12 protein-coding genes are annotated in these 18,898 nt (G+C 72.6%); 6 read left to right on the top strand and 6 right to left on the bottom strand.

What is annotated here, in order from left to right; genetic code table 11:
• The first annotated feature begins 96 nt into the window (after positions 1 to 96).
• The 6 genes from AB0E88_RS33385 (at position 97) to AB0E88_RS33360 (ending at position 9,606) form a co-directional block, all read left to right on the top strand.
• Positions 97 to 480: a DUF2304 domain-containing protein gene (locus tag AB0E88_RS33385; RefSeq protein ID WP_361638419.1), complete on the top strand. Its 384-nt coding sequence runs from the start codon at positions 97 to 99 to the stop codon at positions 478 to 480.
• Entirely contained in the window at positions 477 to 1,211 is a 735-nt protein-coding gene (locus AB0E88_RS33380; protein ID WP_361638417.1) for a glycosyltransferase family 2 protein, read from the top strand. The genes AB0E88_RS33385 and AB0E88_RS33380 overlap by 4 nt, the downstream gene beginning before the upstream one ends.
• A complete protein-coding gene (locus tag AB0E88_RS33375) occupies positions 1,208 to 2,113 on the top strand; it encodes a glycosyltransferase (RefSeq protein ID WP_361638415.1) in 906 nt (301 codons plus the stop codon). The genes AB0E88_RS33380 and AB0E88_RS33375 overlap by 4 nt, the downstream gene beginning before the upstream one ends.
• A gap of 91 nt (positions 2,114 to 2,204) precedes the next feature.
• Positions 2,205 to 4,415 carry a bifunctional glycosyltransferase family 2 protein/CDP-glycerol:glycerophosphate glycerophosphotransferase gene (locus AB0E88_RS33370; RefSeq protein WP_361638413.1) on the top strand — a complete coding sequence of 737 codons (2,211 nt, stop codon included), beginning with the start codon at positions 2,205 to 2,207 and terminating at the stop codon, positions 4,413 to 4,415.
• 70 nt (positions 4,416 to 4,485) lie between these two features.
• Entirely contained in the window at positions 4,486 to 8,058 is a 3,573-nt protein-coding gene (locus tag AB0E88_RS33365; RefSeq protein WP_361638411.1) for a CDP-glycerol glycerophosphotransferase family protein, read from the top strand.
• 3 nt (positions 8,059 to 8,061) lie between these two features.
• The gene (locus AB0E88_RS33360; protein WP_361638409.1) at positions 8,062 to 9,606 is read left to right on the top strand and encodes a DUF6020 family protein; all 1,545 of its coding nucleotides are present in this window, start codon (positions 8,062 to 8,064) and stop codon (positions 9,604 to 9,606) included.
• A 178-nt stretch (positions 9,607 to 9,784) separates the two neighbouring features.
• On the opposite strand, the gene obgE is transcribed toward AB0E88_RS33360, so the two are convergent.
• The 6 genes from obgE to AB0E88_RS33330 all read right to left on the bottom strand — a co-directional run bounded on the left by obgE (position 9,785) and on the right by AB0E88_RS33330 (position 18,757).
• A complete protein-coding gene (obgE, locus tag AB0E88_RS33355; protein ID WP_361638407.1) occupies positions 9,785 to 11,230 on the bottom strand; it encodes a GTPase ObgE in 1,446 nt (481 codons plus the stop codon).
• A 132-nt stretch (positions 11,231 to 11,362) separates the two neighbouring features.
• Positions 11,363 to 11,617, bottom strand: coding sequence for a 50S ribosomal protein L27 (rpmA, locus tag AB0E88_RS33350; RefSeq protein WP_010476314.1), 255 nt, complete (start codon positions 11,615 to 11,617; stop codon positions 11,363 to 11,365).
• A 14-nt stretch (positions 11,618 to 11,631) separates the two neighbouring features.
• A complete protein-coding gene (gene rplU / locus AB0E88_RS33345) occupies positions 11,632 to 11,952 on the bottom strand; it encodes a 50S ribosomal protein L21 (protein ID WP_009188585.1) in 321 nt (106 codons plus the stop codon).
• A 200-nt stretch (positions 11,953 to 12,152) separates the two neighbouring features.
• A complete protein-coding gene (locus AB0E88_RS33340; RefSeq protein WP_361638405.1) occupies positions 12,153 to 16,496 on the bottom strand; it encodes an Rne/Rng family ribonuclease in 4,344 nt (1,447 codons plus the stop codon).
• Between the two features lie 262 nt (positions 16,497 to 16,758).
• The gene (locus tag AB0E88_RS33335) at positions 16,759 to 17,547 is read right to left on the bottom strand and encodes a TIGR03936 family radical SAM-associated protein (protein WP_361638403.1); all 789 of its coding nucleotides are present in this window, start codon (positions 17,545 to 17,547) and stop codon (positions 16,759 to 16,761) included.
• 46 nt (positions 17,548 to 17,593) lie between these two features.
• The gene (locus AB0E88_RS33330) at positions 17,594 to 18,757 is read right to left on the bottom strand and encodes a hypothetical protein (protein ID WP_361638401.1); all 1,164 of its coding nucleotides are present in this window, start codon (positions 18,755 to 18,757) and stop codon (positions 17,594 to 17,596) included.
• Positions 18,758 to 18,898 lie beyond the last annotated feature (141 nt).

Raw genomic sequence — 18,898 nt, 5'->3', positions numbered from 1 at the left:
CTCAGCAGCCGCTCCCCCTGGTACACACCCCTGGAAGAGTAGACAGGCCCTTTCCATGAGTCGTCCGATACACCGGAGTGCGGTATGCAGTTGTGGATGCTGACTTCGGTCACCGGAGTCGTCCTCGTCGCGTGCATCGTCGAGCTCCTGCGCCGTCGCAAGCTCAAGGAGAAGTACGCCTTCCTCTGGGTGATCACCGGACTGGTGATCATCCCCCTCGGGTTCTTCCCGCGGGGTGTGGACGCCGTGGCCGAGGGCCTCGGAGTCCGTTCCGGGGTCAGCCTGGTGCTGTTCATGGGCGTCGCCTTCCTCTTCGTCGTCTCGCTCCAGCTCAGCTGGGAAGTCGGACATCTGGAGGAGGAGGGCCGCACCCTCTCCGAAGAGGTGGCGTTGCTGCGCATCGACGTGCAGGACCTGCGGGCCCGGCTCGCCGAGCTGGAGACCCCCGCCGCATCCGCAGAACAGGGGGACGGGAAGTGATCGACGGCAAGCGTGTGCTGATCATCATGCCGGCGTGGAACGAGGCGGACGGCGTCGCCGACGTCATCAAGGAGGTCCACGCCACCCTTCCGGGCGCGGACGTCCTCGTGGTCGACGACGGATCCGCCGACGAGACCGCCGCGGTCGCCCGTGCCGCCGGCGCGACGGTGATGAAGCTGCCGTACAACCTCGGGGTGGGCGGCGCCATGCGCGCCGGGTACAAGTACGCCCACGACCGCGACTACGACATCGCCATCCAGGTCGACGCCGACGGCCAGCACGACCCGCGCAACGTGCCGGAGCTGCTCGCCCGGCTGGAGAGCGGCGCCGACCTCGTCATGGGCGCCCGGTTCGCCGGCACCGGCGAGTACGAGGCCCGCGGCCCGCGCCGGTGGGCGATGCTGGTGCTCGCGTTCTGGCTGTCGCGCATGGCGCGCACCAGGCTCACCGACGTCACCTCCGGCTTCCGGGCCTGCGACCGCGACCTGATCGACGTGTTCGCCCGCTGGTACCCCGTGGAGTACCTCGGGGACACCGTGGAGTCCACCATCGCCGTGATCCGCGCCGGGTACCGCGTCGAGCAGGTCCCCGTCGCGATGCGCCCGCGCACCACCGGCACGCCCAGCCAGTCGCCCCTGAAGGCCACCCTGTACCTCGGCCGCATCGGCATGATCCTGCTGCTCGCGTTCAGCCGCCGCTCGGTGCTGCGGCCCGCCCGGAACGGGAAGTGACGCGCGTGCAGACCCTGGACATCATGCTGCCGCACTACGGCGACACCGCCCTGATGCAGGCAGCCGTGCAGAGCGTGCTGGACCAGACCGACAAGGACTGGCGGCTCACCGTCGTCGACGACGGCCGCGAACCCGGGGTCCCGGAGTGGTTCGCCTCCCTGGGCGACGAGCGGGTGCGCTACCAGCGCAACGAGCAGAACCTCGGCATCACCCGCAACTTCCGCAAGTGCGTGGAGCTGGTGGAGTCGACGCACTTCACCATGCTCGGCAGCGACGACCTGCTGCTCCCGACGTACGTCGAGACGCTGCGGGCCGCGATCGAGGCCGTGCCGGACGCGGCGATCTACCAGCCCGGCGTCGAGGTCATCGACGAGCACGGCAACCCCTCCACCTCGCTCGGCGACGAGGTCAAGCGGCGCCTGTACGCGCCGAAGCACAACGGCCGCCGCCTGGTGCTGTCCGGCGAGCCGCTGGCCGCCAACCTGCTCGGCGGGAACTGGCTGTACTTCCCGTCGATCTGCTGGCGCGCCGACGCCGTCAAGGCGGTCAACTTCCGCGAGGACCTCTCGGTCATCCAGGACCTGGCCCTGATCATCGAGCTGATCCGGCGCGGCGAGAAGCTGGTCGTGGAGCCGGCCCCCGCCTTCCGCTACCGGCGCCACTCCGGCAGCCTGTCCTCGGCGGAGGCCCTCACCGGCGCCCGGTTCGGGGAGGCCGTGCGGTTCTTCAACGAGGTGGCCGACGACCTGGAGCGCCACGGCTGGCCCAAGGCCGCCCGGTCCGCGCGGCGGCACCTGTCGATGCGGCTGCACGCGCTGACGCTGCTGCCCGGTGCCCTGCGCCACCGCCAGTCCGACGCCACGCGCCGTCTGCTCAGGTACGCCCTGACCCGGTCCGAGTGACATCCCGCCGGGGCGGGTGAGATCCGTCTCCCCCCACCCCCGCCCCGCGGAACCGCGCCCCGCCTCCCCCCTCCGAAAGCGCAAAGCCGACATGATTCCCACGCAAGCCCAAGAGAGCGCCGCACCCCGGTTCAGCATCATCGTTCCGGCGTACGGGGTCGAGGCGTATCTGCGCGACTGTCTCGACTCGGTGCTCGGCCAGTCCTTCACGGACTTCGAGGTCATCGCGGTCAACGACGCCTCGCCCGACGCGTGCGGCGAGATCATGGACGAGTACGCGGGCCTCGACCCGCGTGTGGTGGCGGTGCAGCTCGAGCAGAACGTGGGGCTCGGCCGGGCGCGCAACGCGGGCATGGCCCGCGCCCGGGGCACCTACCTGATCTTCCTGGACAGCGACGACACGCTGCTGCCGGGCTCCCTTCAGGCCGTCGCGCGGCGCCTGGAGGAGACCGGCGACCCCGAGCTGCTGGTCTTCGACTACGAGCGCACCTACTGGGACGGCCGGGTCTCCCCCAACGCCAAGCGGTCCGTGCTCTCCGAGGGCCCGCGCGGCACGTTCCGCCTGGACGACCACCCCGGGCTGCTCCAGCTGCTGCAGGTGGCCTGGAACAAGGCCTACCGCCGCGACTTCGTGGAGCGCTGGGGCTTCGAGTACCCGAAGGGCTACTACGAGGACACCCCTTGGACCTACCCGGTGCTGGTGGCCGCCGAGACCGTCGCCCTGCTGGACCGGGTCTGCGTGCACTACCGCCAGCGGCGCCAGGGCTCCATCCTGTCCTCCTCCAGCCGTAAGCACTTCGACGTCTTCGACCAGTACGACCTGGTCTTCTCCTTCCTGGACGCCCACCCGCAGTTCGACCACTGGCGCGGCCCGCTGTTCGAGCGCATGGCCTTCCACCTGGGCGTCATCGAGCAGATGCCGGGCCGGCTGCCCGCCGACGCGCGGGCCGAGTTCCGGGCCCGCCGGCTCCAGGCCGAGCAGGCCCGCCGCCCGGCCGGGTACAGCGAGCCGAAGGCCGCCGGCAAGCCCGCCAGGCGCCGCGTCGCCGACCGGCTCCCGGCCCGGATGCGTCCGCTGGCCCGCCGCGCCTACCGCGCCGCCCGCCGGGCGAAGAAGCCGGTGCGCTCGGTGGTGCTGCGCGCGTACTACCGCGGTCAGCGGATGCTGCCGGTGCGCAAGGACACGGCCGTCTTCGCCGCGTACTGGAACGCCGACTACGCCTGCAACCCGGCGGCCATCCACGAGAAGCTGCGGGAACTGGCCCCGCACGTGAAGACGACCTGGGTGCTCAAGCCGGACGCGCGCAACAAGCCGCCGGCCGGCACCACCGTGGTGCGTCCGGGCTCGTGGGGCTTCTGGAAGGCGATGGCCCGCAGCAAATATCTGGTCAACAACGTCAATTTCCCGACCCTGGTGGTCAAGCGTCCGGGTCAGGTCTTCGTGCAGACCCACCATGGCACGCCGCTCAAGCGGATGGGCGTCGACCTCGTCGAGTACCCGGTCGGCCAGGCCGACCTCGACATGGAGACGCTGATCCAGCGGATAGACCGCTGGGACTACAGCATCTCCTCCAACAGCTTCACCACCGCGATCTGGAACCGGGCCTACCCGGCCGAGTACACCTCCCTCGACTACGGCTACCCGCGCAACGACGTGCTGGTCAACGCCACGGACGAGGACCGGGCGCGAGCCCGCGAGAAGCTCGGCCTCGCCCCGGACAAGAAGGTCGTGCTGTACGCGCCGACCCACCGCGACTACCAGGCGGCGCCCCGGCCGCTGCTCGACCTGGAGCACTTCGCCGAGCGGCTCGGTGACGGCTTCACGGTGCTCTCGCGCGTGCACTACTTCAACCTCGGCACGGGCCCCGGCGGCACCGACGGCTCCCCGGTCGTCGACGTGAGCGGGCACCCGTCGGTGGAGGAGCTGTACCTCGCGGCGGACTGCCTGCTCACCGACTACTCGTCGTTGATGTTCGACTACGCGCTGCTGGACCGGCCGATCGTCGTCTTCGCCAATGACTGGGAGGTGTACCGGGCCACCCGGGGCACCTACTTCGACATTCACGTAGAGTCGCCCGGCCACGTGGTGGAAACCGAAGGGGACCTCCTGGACGTCTTCCTCTCGGGGCGCTGGTGCGACGACACCTCTGCCAAGGCGCGCACGGAGTTCCGCAGGCGGTTCTGCGAGTTCGACGACGGCCGGGCGGCGGAGCGTGTGGTACGCAGGGTCTTCATGAACCAGGAGGACGTGCCGCCGGTGACACTTCCGGCGGAGCGTCCGAGCCGTCTCACGCGGGGCTAGAGCTACCGTGTCCGGCGGGTCCGGTCGCCGCCGGACACCTACGTAACCTGAGAAAGGCGCAGTACCGCAGATGCCTCCCCGTCTGTCACTAGTCGTTCCCGTGTACAACGTGGAACTCTTCCTCGACGAGTGCCTGCAGTCGATCGCGGACCAGACGTTCACCGACTGGGAGGCAATCGTCGTCGACGACGGCTCCACGGACGGCAGCCTCGCGATCGCCAAGGAGTGGGCGGCGAAGGACGACCGGATCCGGGTCGTCCCGCAGGAGAACCAGGGACTGGGCCCCGCCCGCAACACCGGCGTGGCCCACCTCACCGAGGGCACCGAGTTCCTCGCGTTCGTGGACAGCGACGACATCGTGCTGCCCGACGCCTACGAGCGGTGCATCGCGAGCCTCGAGGCGTCCGGCTCGGACTTCGTCAGCGGCAACGTCAACCTGCTCAAGGCCGGCGAGATCCTGATCTCCCCGCTGCACGAGAAGCGGTTGCGCACCGACCGCACGCGGACCCACATCAGCCGCGACAAGAACCTCGTCTACGACCGCACCGCCTGGAACAAGGTCTTCCGCCGCTCGTTCTGGGACAAGCACGCCTTCGAATTCCCCGGGATCCTCTACGAGGACGCCCCGGTCACGCTGCCCGCGCACTTCCTGGCCTCCGCCGTCGACGTGCTCGGTGAGCCGGTCTACCTGTGGCGCCAGCGCACCGGCGGCGCCCCGTCGATCACCCAGCGCCGCACCGAGCCGGTCAACGTCCGCGACCGCATCCGCTCCTGCGACCGGGTCAGCCGCTTCCTCGCCTCCCAGCCCGGCGAGGAGTACGTCGCCCACAAGCGCTGGTACGACGAGATCTTCATCACCGACGAGCTGCCGCTGTTCATGGGCGTGCTCGACGAGGCCGGCGACGAGTTCCGCGAGCTGTTCATGTCCGGCGCCGCCGACTTCCTCGGCCGTGTAGACGAGGCGGTCTTCCCCCGTCTGCCGGTCGCGCTGCGGCTGAAGTGCCATCTGATCCGTGAGGGCCGCCTGACGGAGCTGATGGAGCTGCTCGCCTACGAGCGGGAGACCGGCCGGGCCGTCCCCGTCGTCCGGCAGGGGCTGCGCCACCTCGCCGACTATCCGGTCCTCGACCAGGGCAAGCGGCCCGTGCCGCGCTCGGTGCTGCGCGTCGACAACGACTTCTCCGCCCGCGCCCGCGCCGAGGCGCTGATCTGGCAGGGCGGCCGGCTGCACCTCGAGGGCCACGCCTACATCCGCAACCTCGCCGCCGAGCGGCCGCAGCGCACCACCCTGCGCGTGCTGATGCTGCGCGAGGTCGGCAGCCGCCGCACGGTGCTGGTGCGCCCGGACCAGGCGCGTGCGACGCGCGCCACGCAGACCTCCGGCCAGTCGCTGCACAACTACGACTGGTCCGGCTTCACCGCCGACCTGAACCCGGCCAAGCTCAAGGCCCGCGGCGGCTGGCGCGACGGCGTGTGGCGGCTCACCGTCACCACCGTCCAGCAGGGCATCGTGCGCCGTACCCGGCTGAAGGCCGGCGAGACCGGCAGCGCGCAGAGCCCGTCCCCGTTCTGGGTCGACAAGGACGTGCGGGTCGTGCCGTACGTCGCCGACGAGCACCTGTACCTGCGGGTGGAGCGGGTGCGGGCGCGGCTGACCGGCCACCGGGCCGAGGACGGGGTGCTGGTGCTGACCGGCACGCTCGGCCACGACGCGGCCACCGGCGACGCGCCGCTCAGCCTGCGCCTGACCCACGGGTCCACCGAGGCCACGCTCGACGTGCCGGTGGAGCGCGGCAGCGGCGCCACGTTCTCCGCGCGGGTGCCGCTCGCCGACCTGGACGTCGAGGGCCGCGACAGCGGCAACCTGCACGTCTCCGACAAGTGGACGGCCGAGCTGGGCGTCGGCGGCAAGCGCCGCTTCCCCGTCGCCGTGGACGCCGCCGAGGGCGACCTCGGCCGGCAGACGTCCGTCGACGGCCGGCCCACCGCCGCCTGGGGCGGCCGCGTGATCGCCGTCACCAGCGACGGCTCGGGCCGTCTGGTGCTGCGCACCCAGCCCGTGCAGCCCATGGCCGGCGAGGTCTCCGTGACCGGCGAGGGCCGCATCGCCCTCACCGCCGCGCTGCCCACGCACGTCGAGGAGCCGGTCGAGATCGTCGTACGGCACAGCCGGCACGCCGAGGAGCACACCTACCCGGCGACCGTCGCCGACGGGGTGCTGAACGCCGAGTTCCTGCCCGTGCCGGACAGCATCGCCCAGGTGCCGCTGCGCCAGGGCCGCTGGTACCTGTTCGCCCGCACCACCGGCTCCCGCGTGGAGGTGCCGGTGCGTGCCGTGCCGTCCGCGCTGGACACCCTGCCCGTGAACTTCACCGTGCGCGGCCGGGACTACACGCTCACCCACCGCTTCTTCGACCGGCTGCTCATCGAGGCCGCCTCCGACCTCGGCCCGGCCGAGGTCGGCTGGTACCGCCAGCGCGAGCTGCGCACCAAGGTGTACGCGCAGGCCCGTACGGCGCCGCTGAAGGACACCGTCCTGTACGCCTCGTTCTCCGGCCGCCAGTTCTCCGACTCGCCGCGCGCCGTCTACGAGCAGCTGGTGCGCCGGGGCGACGCGCTGGAGCACGTGTGGGTGGTGGAGGACCTGCGCGCCGAGATCCCCGAGGGCGTGAAGGTCATCCGCCGCTGGAGCCGCGAGTGGTACGAGGCGCTCGGCCGCAGCCGGTACATCGTCACCAACACGCACCTGCCGCACTGGATCCGCCGCCGCGAGGGCCAGGTGATCGTGCAGACCTGGCACGGCACGCCGCTCAAGCGGATCGGCCACGACATCGACAGCGTCCAGTTCGCCGACCGCAAGTACCTGCAGAAGGTCGCCGAGGAGACGCCGAGCTGGTCCTTCCTGGTCTCCCCCAACCGTTTCTCCACGCCGATCATGCAGCGGGCGTTCCAGTTCGAGGGCGAGATCCTGGAGTCCGGCTACCCGCGCAACGACGTGCTGCTCTCCGAGGAGACGGAGGAGCTGGCCAAGAGCGTGCGCGAGCGGATCGGCCTGCCGGCCGGCAAGAAGGTCGTGCTGTACGCGCCGACCTGGCGCGACGACCAGTTCTACCGGGCCGGCAACTACAAGTTCGACATGCGGCTGGACGTGCAGAAGGCCGCCGAGCGCCTGGGCGACGACCACGTCCTGCTCGTGCGCAAGCACTCCAACATCGTCGACGCCGTGCCCGGAGCCGGTGACGGCTTCGTCTTCGACGTCTCCAGCTACCCGGACATCGCCGAGCTGTTCCTGATCACCGACGTGCTGGTCACGGACTACTCGTCGCTCATGTTCGACTTCGCGAACACGGGCCGTCCGATGCTGTTCTTCACGTACGACCTCGAGTACTACCGCGACCAGCTGCGGGGCTTCTACTTCGACTTCGAGGACAAGGCCCCCGGACCCCTGCTGCAGACGTCGGACGAACTGATCGACGCCCTCGCCGACATCGACCGGATCAGCGCCTCCTACACGGAGGCCTACCGGGAGTTCAAGGACGTCTTCTGCGACCTCGACGACGGCCACGCCGGCGAGCGGGTCATCCGCCGCATGCTGGAACTCGCGCACCCCGACACATCGTCCACCGAGCCCGCGGAGCGTTGAGCCGTGCCCACGATCCCCAGAGCCGTCAGGCAGCGCCTGGAACGCATCCCGGCCCGGCGCCGGATGCCCCTGGCCGTCTACGCCGTCACCCAGGTCATCTTCCTTCTGTGGTGGGCGGCCTTCTACCCCGGCGGGATGAGCTACGACTCCATCGCCTACGTCTGGCACGTCACCACCGGGCACTGGATGTCCAACCACTCGGTGGCCTACGACGGACTGGTCTGGCTCTCCCTCCAGATCACCGGTGACCTGGCGCTGCTGACGTTCGTGCAGAGCGTCGCCATGGCCGCGGCGCTGGCGTACGTGGCGATGACGCTGCGGCAGTTCGGCGTGCCCGGCAAGTGGAGCGCGACGGCGGCGATCGTGGTGGCGGCGCTGCCGTCGATCGGCTCGTTCACGATCTTCGTGTGGAAGGACGTGCCGTTCGTCATCGGCTCGGTCGTGGCCTTCGGCGCGGCCGGACGGCTCGTGGTGCGCCGGATGCGCGGCCGGCAGGCGGTGCGCGACAAGGCGTTCCGCAACGACGTCGCGATGCTGTTCGTCGGTTTCCTGGCGATGGGCCTGTTCCGCAACAACGGTCTGCTCGTCGCCGTCCTCGCCGCGCCGGTGCTGCTGTTCGTCCTGCCGAAGATGCGCCGGGCGATGCTGGTCGCCACGGTGATCCCGGCGGTGATCGCGGGCGTGCTGCAGGTGGCGATCTACCCCGCGCTGGGCGTGATCACCCCCACCAAGGACCAGGTGTACGCGATGAACTACGCGGACATCGCGGTCGTCTACGGCAAGGCGCCGTGGACCTTCTCCAAGTCGGACAAGGCGCTGATGGCCAAGGTGGCGCCGCTGTCCCACTGGGGCGGCAAGGCGGCCAACTGCTACAACGCCGACTGGGCGATGCAGAAGCCGATGAACCGCAAGAAGGCCGCCGAGTACAACGACCAGCTGATGGACCTGTGGATGCGGGTCCTGCAGCGCACCCCGGACCAGATGATCGGGGCGCGGCTGTGCCGCTCGCACATCGCCTGGTCGCCGTTCCCGGGGCCGGCCGACAAGATGGGCCAGACGCTGATCAGCCCGCCGTCGGTGCCGAAGAACCTGTTCGGCTGGGCCGACTGGAACCAGGACATCAAGCACAGCGAGTACCGGCCGATCCTGAAGATCCGCCCGCTCAGCGACACGCTGCACAAGCTGGCGTTCTTCTCGTGGAAGGCCAGCAAGACCGCGCAGCTGCAATGGCTGCTGTGGCGGGGTGCGACGTGGTGCTACGTGGCGTACGCGATCTTCCTGACGTTCGCGCGCCGGCAGCGCTCCTGGGCGCCGCTGGCCATGATGTCGATCCCGCTGGCGCTTCAGCTGACGGTGGTGGCGGCCAACCCGGCGCCGCTCGCCCGGTACATGTTCGCGCCGCTGTTCCTCGGCATCCTGACGCTGCCGCTGATCGCCGCCAAGCCGCGTTTCGGCCGGCAGGGCGGTCAGGGCCCGCAGTCGTCGGGGCCGTCGCAGCAGGCGGAGGATCCGGCTCCGGCCGACCGTGACCCGGAGCCCGTGGCCTGACCTCCCGCACGTCGAAAGGGCCCGCCCGCGTCTCCCCCGGGGGAACGCGGGCGGGCCCTTTCTCTCTGAGCAGTACGTGCAGCTGGGCGGCGGCTTGTGACCGCCGCCCGGCCCGGGGCTCAGACGGGCCCGGGCCCGGCACGGGCCTGAAGCCGGCCTGGAACGGGCCGCAGCCGGCCTAGAACGGGTCGAAGTCGTCGAACTGGCGCTCCGCCTCGTCGCGTTCGGCCTGGCGGTCGCGGCGGCGCTGGGCCGCGGGGCGCGGGGCCTCGAAGCGGTGGTCCTCGCCACGCCGGCCGAGCATCTCGGCGCCCGCCATCGCGGTCGGCTCCCAGTCGAAGACGACCGCGTTGTCCTCGGGGCCGATGGCGACGCCGTCGCCGGAGCGGGCGCCCGCCTTCATCAACTCCTCTTCCACGCCGAGGCGGTTGAGCCGGTCGGCGAGGTAGCCGACGGCCTCGTCGTTGTTGAAGTCGGTCTGGCGCACCCAGCGTTCGGGCTTCTCGCCGCGCACCCGGAACAGCGGCTCGCCGGCGGCGTCCTCACGGGTGACGGTGAACCCGGTGTCGTCGACGGCCTTGGGCCGGATGACGATACGGGTCGCCTCCTCCTTGGGCTTGGCGGCCCGCGCCTGCGCCACCAGGTCGGCCAGTGCGAACGACAGCTCCTTCAGGCCCGTGTGGGCGACCGCGGACACCTCGAAGACGCGGTAGCCGCGGGTCTCCAGGTCGGGGCGGACCATCTCGGCGAGGTCCTTGCCGTCGGGCACGTCGATCTTGTTCAGGACGACGATGCGCGGACGGTTGTCGAGGCCGCCGTACTGGCGCAGCTCCTCCTCGATGATGTCGAGGTCGGAGACGGGGTCACGGTCGGACTCCAGGGTGGCGGTGTCCAGCACGTGCACGAGCACACTGCACCGCTCGACGTGGCGCAGGAACTCCAGGCCGAGCCCCTTGCCCTGGCTGGCGCCGGGGATGAGGCCGGGCACGTCGGCGATGGTGTACACGGTCGAACCGGCGGTGACGACACCGAGGTTCGGCACGAGCGTGGTGAACGGGTAGTCCGCGATCTTCGGCTTGGCGGCGGACAGCACCGAGATCAGCGAGGACTTGCCCGCGCTCGGGTAGCCGACCAGCGCCACGTCGGCGACGGTCTTCAGCTCCAGCACGATGTCGCGCAGGTCGCCGGGCTCGCCCAGCAGCGCGAAACCGGGCGCCTTGCGGCGGGCGGAGGCCAGCGCCGCGTTGCCGAGGCCGCCGCGGCCGCCCTGGGCGGCGACGAAGGAGGTGCCGTGGCCGACGAGGTCGGCGAGGACGTTGCCGGCCTTGTCCAGCACGACGGTGCCGTCCGGGACCGGCAGGATCAGGTCCTGGCCGTCCTTGCCGGAGCGGTTGCCGCCCTCACCGGGCTTGCCGTTGGTGGCCTTGCGGTGCGGGGAGTGGTGGTATTCCAGCAGCGTGGTCACGGACTGGTCGACGGTGAGGATGACGTCGCCGCCACGCCCGCCGTTGCCGCCGTCCGGACCGCCGAGCGGCTTGAACTTCTCGCGGTGGACGGAGGCACAGCCGTGACCTCCGCTACCCGCGGCGACATGCAGTTCGACGCGGTCCACGAAGGTGGTCATGGTGGGGTGCCTCCAGAAACGTACGAGAGATTCTCGTGGTACGAGATGTCTTCGGTGTAACACGCGAAAGGCGGACCCGCCTTCCCGACCGGGAAGTGAGGTCCGCCTCGCGAAAGCTTCCGATCAGCCGTCTCAGGCGACCGGAACGATGTTCACGACCTTGCGGCCGCGGAAGGTGCCGAACTGCACCGAACCGGCCTGCAGCGCGAACAGCGTGTCGTCGCCGCCGCGGCCGACGCCCGCACCCGGGTGGAAGTGGGTGCCGCGCTGGCGGACCAGGATCTCACCCGCGTTGACGACCTGACCGCCGAAGCGCTTCACGCCGAGCCGCTGGGCATTGGAGTCGCGACCGTTCCGGGTGGACGATGCGCCCTTCTTGTGTGCCATTTCTCCTCAGTCCCTTACTTCGCGGCCGTGGGGATCGACGTGACCTTGATCGCCGTGTACTGCTGGCGGTGGCCCTGACGACGGCGGTAGCCGGTCTTGTTCTTGTAGCGCAGAATGTCGATCTTCTGGCCCTTGTGGTGGTCCACGACCTCGGCCTGGACCTTGATGCCGGCCAGCACCCACGGGTCGCTGGTCACGGCGTCGCCGTCGACAACGAGCAGGGTCGAGAGCTCGACCGTGTCGCCAACCTTGGCAGTGGAAATCTTGTCAACCTCAACGATGTCGCCGACAGCAACCTTGTGCTGGCGACCACCGCTGCGCACGATGGCGTACACGCGGATCTCACTCTCTCGCTCGGGGAACGGCACCCCCGCAGGCCAGCCGCCCGACAGACGCGGACGACCTCTCCCGGCCAGCCGTGTGCCCGGGAGGAAGAGGTTTACGGGGATGTGGCATGTGCATTGGACACGCCGACGGTCTAGGTTACGGGGCCCGGCCCGCAAGGGTCAAACCGGGCCCCGTGTGACCTGATCGGTCAGGACTCGTCGGTGGAGGCCGAGACGGACGGGGCGGACTGCTCCGCCGCCGACGTCTTCTTGGCGGCCGTCTTCTTGGCCGCCGCCTTCTTCGTCGTCGTCTTCTTGGCCGCCGTCTTCTTCGCGGCCGTCTTGGTGGCCGTCGTCTTCTTGGTGGCGGCCTTCTTCGCCGTGGCCTTCTTGGCCGCCTTGCGGGCGGTCTTCTTGGCCGGGGCGGCGTCGGTCTCCTCGGCGGCCGGCACCGCGTCGGCGGCCTCGGTCGCCTCCGCCGGGGCCTGTGCCTCGGCCGACGGCAGGACCACGACGGCCGTCTCCGCCGGTGCGGTCGGCGCGGTGGCCTTGCGCACGGCCCGGCGCCGCGGACGGGCCGGAGCGGCGGCCTCGGCGGCCTCGGCAGCCGGGGCCTGCGCCTCGGCGGGAGCCTCGGCCTGCGGAACCTCGACGGGCGCGGTCTCCGCGACCGTCACCACGGCCGCCTCGGCCCCGGCGGGCGAACCGGCCGGCGCGGACGCCCGGCGGGTGGCCCGGCGGCGGGTACGGCCCTGGGGCGCGGCCGGCTCGGCGGCCGGTGCCCCGCCCGCCGCGACGACGGCGTCCTCGACGGCCGCGGGCTCGGCCAGCGCCTCGGCGGCCGGCTCCGGCTGCACGGGACGCTCGGCCTCCTGCTCGGCGGTCACGGTCTGCGCGGTGGGCACAGCGGCCTCGGCGGTCTCGGCCTGCGCCGCCTTGCGCCGCCGGCCCTTCGGCTCCGGCTTCGTGGCCTCGGCCGTCACCGGCTCGGCCGTGGGGGCCTGCGCCTGCGCGGACTCCGCCCTCGGCGCGCCCGCCGGAGCGGACGCCCGCCGGCTCGCCCGGCGCCGGCCGCGGCCACCGCGGGACGCGGCCGCCTCGGCCTCGGCGATGCTGCTGTACAGCTCCTCGTCGGGGGCGAAGGCCGGCTCGGGCAGCGCGACCGGCTCGGCGGCCTCGGCGGCCACCTCGGCCTCGCTCTCGGCCTCCTCCTCGGCGGTCGGCGCGCTCTGCACCGCCGTCTCCACGGCCTCGTGCTCGTGCTCGTGCGGCTGGTCGGCCGCACCGGCCCGGGCGCGCTTCTTGCGCTTGCCGCCGCCACCGGTGGCGCTGGGCTGGTCGAGGTGGACGATGACACCGCGGCCGTTGCAGTGGACGCAGGTCTCGGAGAAGGACTCCAGCAGACCCTGGCCGACCCGCTTGCGGGTCATCTGCACCAGGCCCAGCGAGGTCACCTCGGCGACCTGGTGCTTGGTGCGGTCACGGCCCAGGCACTCCAGCAGGCGGCGCAGCACCAGGTCCCGGTTGGACTCCAGCACCATGTCGATGAAGTCGATCACGATGATGCCGCCGAGGTCGCGCAGCCGCAGCTGGCGCACGATCTCCTCGGCCGCCTCCAGGTTGTTCCTGGTGACCGTCTCCTCGAGGTTGCCGCCCTGACCGGTGAACTTGCCGGTGTTGACGTCGATGACGACCATCGCCTCGGTCCGGTCGATCACCAGCGAACCGCCGCTGGGCAGCCAGACCTTGCGGTCCAGGGCCTTGGCGAGCTGCTCGTCGATCCGGTACGTGGCGAAGACGTCGACCTCGCTGGTCCAGCGCTGCAGCCGGTCCGCGAGATCCGGCGCGACGTGCGCGACGTACCCGTGGATGGTCTGCCACGCCTCGTCACCGCTGACGATGACCTTGGAGAAGTCCTCGTTGAAGATGTCGCGCACGACCCGGACGGTCATGTCCGGCTCGCCGTACAGCAGCGTCGGAGCACTGCCGTTGCCGCCGTTCTTGGCCTTCTTCTGGATGTCCTCCCACTGCGCCTGCAGCCGCTCGACGTCGCGGCGCAGCTCGTCCTCGCTCGCGCCCTCGGCGGCGGTGCGCACGATGACGCCCGCGTCCTCGGGGACGATCTTCTTGAGGATGGTCTTCAGCCGGGCCCGCTCGGTGTCGGGCAGCTTGCGGCTGATGCCGGTCATCGAGCCCTCGGGCACGTACACGAGGTAGCGGCCCGGCAGGGAGACCTGGCTGGTGAGGCGGGCGCCCTTGTGACCGATCGGGTCCTTGGTGACCTGCACCAGGACCGACTGGCCGGACTTCAGCGCGGACTCGATACGGCGCGGCCCGTTGGCCATGCCGAGCGCCTCGAAGTTGACCTCACCGGCGTACAGCACGGCGTTGCGGCCCTTGCCGATGTCGATGAAGGCGGCCTCCATCGACGGCAGGACGTTCTGCACCTTGCCGAGGTAGACGTTGCCGACGTACGACGTCGACTGCTCCTTGTTGACGTAGTGCTCCACGAGCACGCCGTCCTCGAGCACGCCGATCTGCGTGCGGTCGCCGTGCTGGCGGACGACCATGACCCGCTCGACGGCCTCGCGGCGGGCCAGGAACTCCGCCTCGGTGATGATCGGCACGCGGCGGCGGCCCTGCTCGCGGCCCTCACGGCGGCGCTGCTTCTTGGCCTCCAGACGCGTGGAGCCCTTGATGGACTGCACCTCGTCGGACGGCTCGGAACCCTTCTCGCGCGCCGGCCGCGGCTCACGCACCTTGACGACGGTGCGCTCCGGGTCGTCGGCGGACGGCTCGTTGTCCACCGCCGTCTCACCGGCGCGACGGCGACGGCGGCGGCGACGGCGGCTGCCCGCGGTGGACCCGCCGGCCTGGTCGTCGGCGTCCTCCTCGGCCGACTCGGCGGCCGTGGCCTCCTCGTCGTCCTCCTCGACCTGCTCGGCGGTGTCCTCGGCGTCCTGCGCGGCCTGCTCGGCGGCGAGCTCCTCGCCCTCGGCCTCGGCGCCCTCCGCGTCACCGGACTCACCACGGCGACGACGGCGGCCGCCACGACGACGACGGCGACGGGACCCCGTCTCCTCGCCGTCCTCGCCCTCGGCGGCGTCCTCGGCCTGGTCGTCGGCCTCGTCCGGCTCCTCGTCGGCGGCGGGGGTCTCGGCCTCCACAACGCTCTCGGCGGTCCGCTCCGGCTCCTCGGCGGCGCCGCGGCGACGGCGACGGCGGCGCGAGGCGGCCTGCTCCTCCGCCGGCTCCTCGGCCTCCACGGCCTGGGCCGGGCGGGCCTCGGCGGCCGCCTCGGCGGCGGCGCGCTCCGGGGTCTGGAACTTGGGCTCGGTGAACACGGGCGCCTGGAAGACGGCGACGGCGGGGCGCGCGGGCCGGCGCGGCGAGTCGGACTCGTCGGCGGCGGACTGCGCGGGCGCGGCGAATCCGGTCGCGGCACGCCGCTCCACGCGGCGGCGGCCCCGGCGCGGGGCGCCGTCCTCGGCCTGCTCGGAGGTCTTGGCGGCGGGGGCCGTCTCGGCGGCGGCCTTCTCCTGCGCCGTGGCCCGGGCATGCTCCTGCGCCGCGGCGGTGGGCTCGCCCACGCCGGCCACGGCGGCGGTCTCGGTGTCGACGCCGGCGCCCACGGGCGTCTCGGCGGTCAGGGGCGTCTCGGCGGCGGCCGGCGCTCCGGCGGGCGCGGAGGCACGGCGGGCGACCCGGCGGCGGCCGCGGCCCTTGGGGGCGGCCTCCTCGGCGGGAGCCTCGGGAGCCTCGGACGCGGGGGCCTCGGCGGCTTCGGCGACCTCGGCCTCGCGGGCCCCGGCGGCCACGACCGTCTCGGCGGCCTCGGGAGCACCGGCGGGAGCGGACACCCGGCGGGTCACCCGGCGCCGCGAGCGGCGACCGGGCGCGGCCTCGTCCTCGACGGCCGGGGCGGCGGGTGCCTCGACGGCCGGGGCGGATGCCTCGGCGGTCTCGGGGGTGGTCTCGGCGGCGGGCACCACGGTCTCGGCGGCCTCGGCGGACGCCGGAGCACCGGCGGGCGCGGAAGCACGGCGCGTGGCGCGACGGCGGCCCCGGGCGGGGGGCGCGGGCTCCTCGGCCACGGCCTCCACCTCGGCGGTCTCGGCGGCAGCGGCGTCCCCTGCGGTGACCGTGGCCTCGGCAGCCTCACCGGCACCGGAAGCCACGACCGTCTCGGCGGCCTCGGCGGACGCCGGGGCACCGGCGGGCGCGGAGGCCCGGCGGGTCGCACGGCGCCGCGTACGGCGGGCCGGCGCGGCCTCCTCCTCGGCCTGGGGGGCCGGCGCCTCGGCGACGGCGGCCTCCTCCTCGGCCTCGGTGTTCACCGCGGCGGCGACGGCCTCGGCCGCCTCGTCGTCCGCCTCGGCGCTCGCGGCGGCCGGTATGGCCGGCTCGACCGTCTCGGCGGGGGCGTCGGAGGTGGTGTGGGCCGGCGGACCGGCCGGGCGGGAAGCGGCACGGCGCCGACGACGCGGCGGCAGGGTGTCGCTCGGAGTGTTGTTGTCTTCGGAACCCTGGGTGGGTTCGGTCGGCTCGAGCATGCGGGCGTATCTCCCGTCAGGCTCCCGGGCGCCGCGCCTGGTCCGGGGCCGATCGTGAAGATCGGCCGCCGTTGACGTCCGCGGCTCGCGCGATGCGCGGTGCCGCCGTCCGGGGCGCGGGCGCCACACGGGAGCTTTCTGTGTCCTGTCTCGCCGGTTCCGTACGCCTTGTCGCGTACGGCCTGGCGAAAGTCTTCTGGTCGGTGCGCTGCCCGACCCAGGTGGCTCCCGAGTACGAGGGCGGCGCTTACGACGTCCGTCCCTACGCGGAACCTTCCGGCGTCGGCGCCGTCGCGGTGGCAGCCGGAGCGGCCGTTTCGAGGGCCGCCGCTGCCTCGCGGTCGGGCGCGAGCGGGTCGGTCACCGTGCCGGTCTCTTCATCGAACAGCCCCTGCGCCAGCCTGGTCACCGCTGCGGGGACCGGCGGCGCCAGGTCGGCCACGGCGCGGAGACCGGACAGGACGTCGTCGGGTCGAACGGCAGGCGTCACGTGCCGAACAACCAGCCGCAGTATCGCACAGGGCTGGTCGCTCGGCCTATCAGCCGGCGAACTGAGCGTTTCAGTTGTCTCCAGGCTCACGACGGCCGGACGGGCGTCGAAGGTGCGCATGCCGTTCTTGGTCAGGCGCTGGACCTCCACCGCCTCGGCCGCGTTGAAGGCCTCCACCGCGCGCCGCGCGTCGGCCGGGTCGACGCCGTCCAGCCGCAGCTCCCAGACGGAAGCCGTGAGCCGGTCGGCGAGCCCGGACGTGTGCGCCTCGACCGCCTCGGTCACGTCGAGCCCCGCGGGCAGCGACTCGTCGAGGAGGACGCGCAGCTGCTCCGGGTCACGCGGCGCGGTGAGCGCGATCTCCAGGTACTCCGCCTCGCTGCCCGTGCCGGTGGGTGCGGCATTGGCGTACGACACCTTCGGGTGCGGCGTGAACCCCGCCGAGTACGCCATGGGTACGTCGGCGCGGCGCAGCGCGCGCTCGAAGGCGCGCTGGAAGTCGCGGTGGCTGGTGAACCTCAGGCGGCCGCGCTTGGTGTAGCGCAGTCGGATGCGCTGCACCGCGGGTGCGGGCGGCGGGCCTTCGGGCTGTCGCTTGCCCAGTGTCCTAGTCCTTTGTGAGAGCGGTCGTACGTCTATCAAGAGTACGTGTCCCGGCGCCGTGAGGTTCCCGCCGGGCCACCGCCTCCCTCTCCCGGGGCTCGCCGAACAGCATCCGCCGGAAGTCCGCGCGGGCCTGCCGCGCCGACTCCCGCGCCGAGGCGAGCGCCTCCCGTATGGCCCGCCCGACGCCGCGCGCGGCCTTGGCGGCGGGCCTGAGGACGGCGTCGCGCACGACGTGGCCGACCGGGGTGAGCACCGCGCGGTAGACCCACCGCAGCGGCTCGACGACGGTCCACCGCAGGACGGTGCCGAGGAAGCGGCCCACCGCGAGGGAGATCCGCCCGGCGATCCGCCAGGCGTGGCCGAGCGCGGCCCCCACCTCGCGGGCGACGACGGCGAGGGCCCGTCCCACGGGCACGAGGACCCACCGCCACAGGGCGAGCGCGGGCAGCACGAACAGCACCCGGGTGGCCCAGTACAGGGCGAGCCCGATCCCGGTGACGGCGATTCCCAGCGCCCACGCCACGCCCCGGGCGCACCAGGCGACGGCCCGCCCCGCGGGCGCGAGCACCCAGGTCCACAGCCACAGGGCCGGGACGACGACCAGGTGGCGCACCAGCCAGGCGAGGACCGCGTACGTCCCGGCGCCCAGCGCCCCGAGGACGGACCCGACGCCGCGCAGCACCCACAGCAGGCCGTGTCCGACCGGCGTCAGCACGCGCGCGTACAGCCACCCGAGGCCCGCGCCGATGCCCAGCGCCAGCCCGGCGATCCCGGCTCCGACCGTCCGTGCCGCCCACGCCAGCGCGTGCCCTGCGGGGGTCAGCACCCAGCGGTACAGCCACACCGCCGGTACGACGAACAGGATGCGCCCGAGCCAGGTGAGCGCCGTGCCGAGGGGGACGAGGACGTACCGCCACAGCGCCGCGAACGGCCAGACGAACAGGGCCCTGGCGAGCCACAGCAGGGCCCGCCCGACGGGCCGCAGCACCGCGTCCCGCAGCACCCGCCCGGCGACGACCGCCGCGTCCCACAGCATCCGCACCGGCACGACGAGGACCAGCACGACGATCCGCACGGGCAGGCGGACGGCGACGACGAGACAGCCCTCCGGCTGCCGGGGCGGAGGCTTGTGCGGTTCCGGGAGCGAGGGCTTCTGCGGTTCCATGTCCGACAGGACGCAGCGGCCGCCGCCCCGGATTCGCCGTACGGGTTGCGATGCCGTCACAACCGCCGCCGGCCCGCTCCGGCCGGCCGGGGCGCGGACGGGGGGGTCGCCCCCGGCCCCCCCCGGGGCGGCGGGGAGAGA

It is taken from the genome of Streptomyces sp. NPDC028635, assembly GCF_040637635.1.
GTDB lineage: Bacteria > Actinomycetota > Actinomycetes > Streptomycetales > Streptomycetaceae > Streptomyces.
The sequence above is the reverse complement of the archived record's forward strand: the minus strand, read 5'-3'. Positions and strand labels throughout refer to the sequence as shown.

What these genes read in the sequence shown, in the direction of transcription:
- rpmA (WP_010476314.1), bottom strand. Translation starts at nt 11,617, where the DNA reads ATGGCACACAAGAAGGGCGCATCGTCCACCCGGAACGGTCGCGACTCC.
- obgE (WP_361638407.1), bottom strand. Translation starts at nt 11,230, where the DNA reads ATGACCACCTTCGTGGACCGCGTCGAACTGCATGTCGCCGCGGGTAGC.
- AB0E88_RS33340 (WP_361638405.1), bottom strand. Translation starts at nt 16,496, where the DNA reads ATGCTCGAGCCGACCGAACCCACCCAGGGTTCCGAAGACAACAACACT.
- AB0E88_RS33370 (WP_361638413.1), top strand. Translation starts at nt 2,205, where the DNA reads ATGATTCCCACGCAAGCCCAAGAGAGCGCCGCACCCCGGTTCAGCATC.
- AB0E88_RS33385 (WP_361638419.1), top strand. Translation starts at nt 97, where the DNA reads ATGCTGACTTCGGTCACCGGAGTCGTCCTCGTCGCGTGCATCGTCGAG.
- AB0E88_RS33365 (WP_361638411.1), top strand. Translation starts at nt 4,486, where the DNA reads ATGCCTCCCCGTCTGTCACTAGTCGTTCCCGTGTACAACGTGGAACTC.
- AB0E88_RS33330 (WP_361638401.1), bottom strand. Translation starts at nt 18,757, where the DNA reads ATGGAACCGCAGAAGCCCTCGCTCCCGGAACCGCACAAGCCTCCGCCC.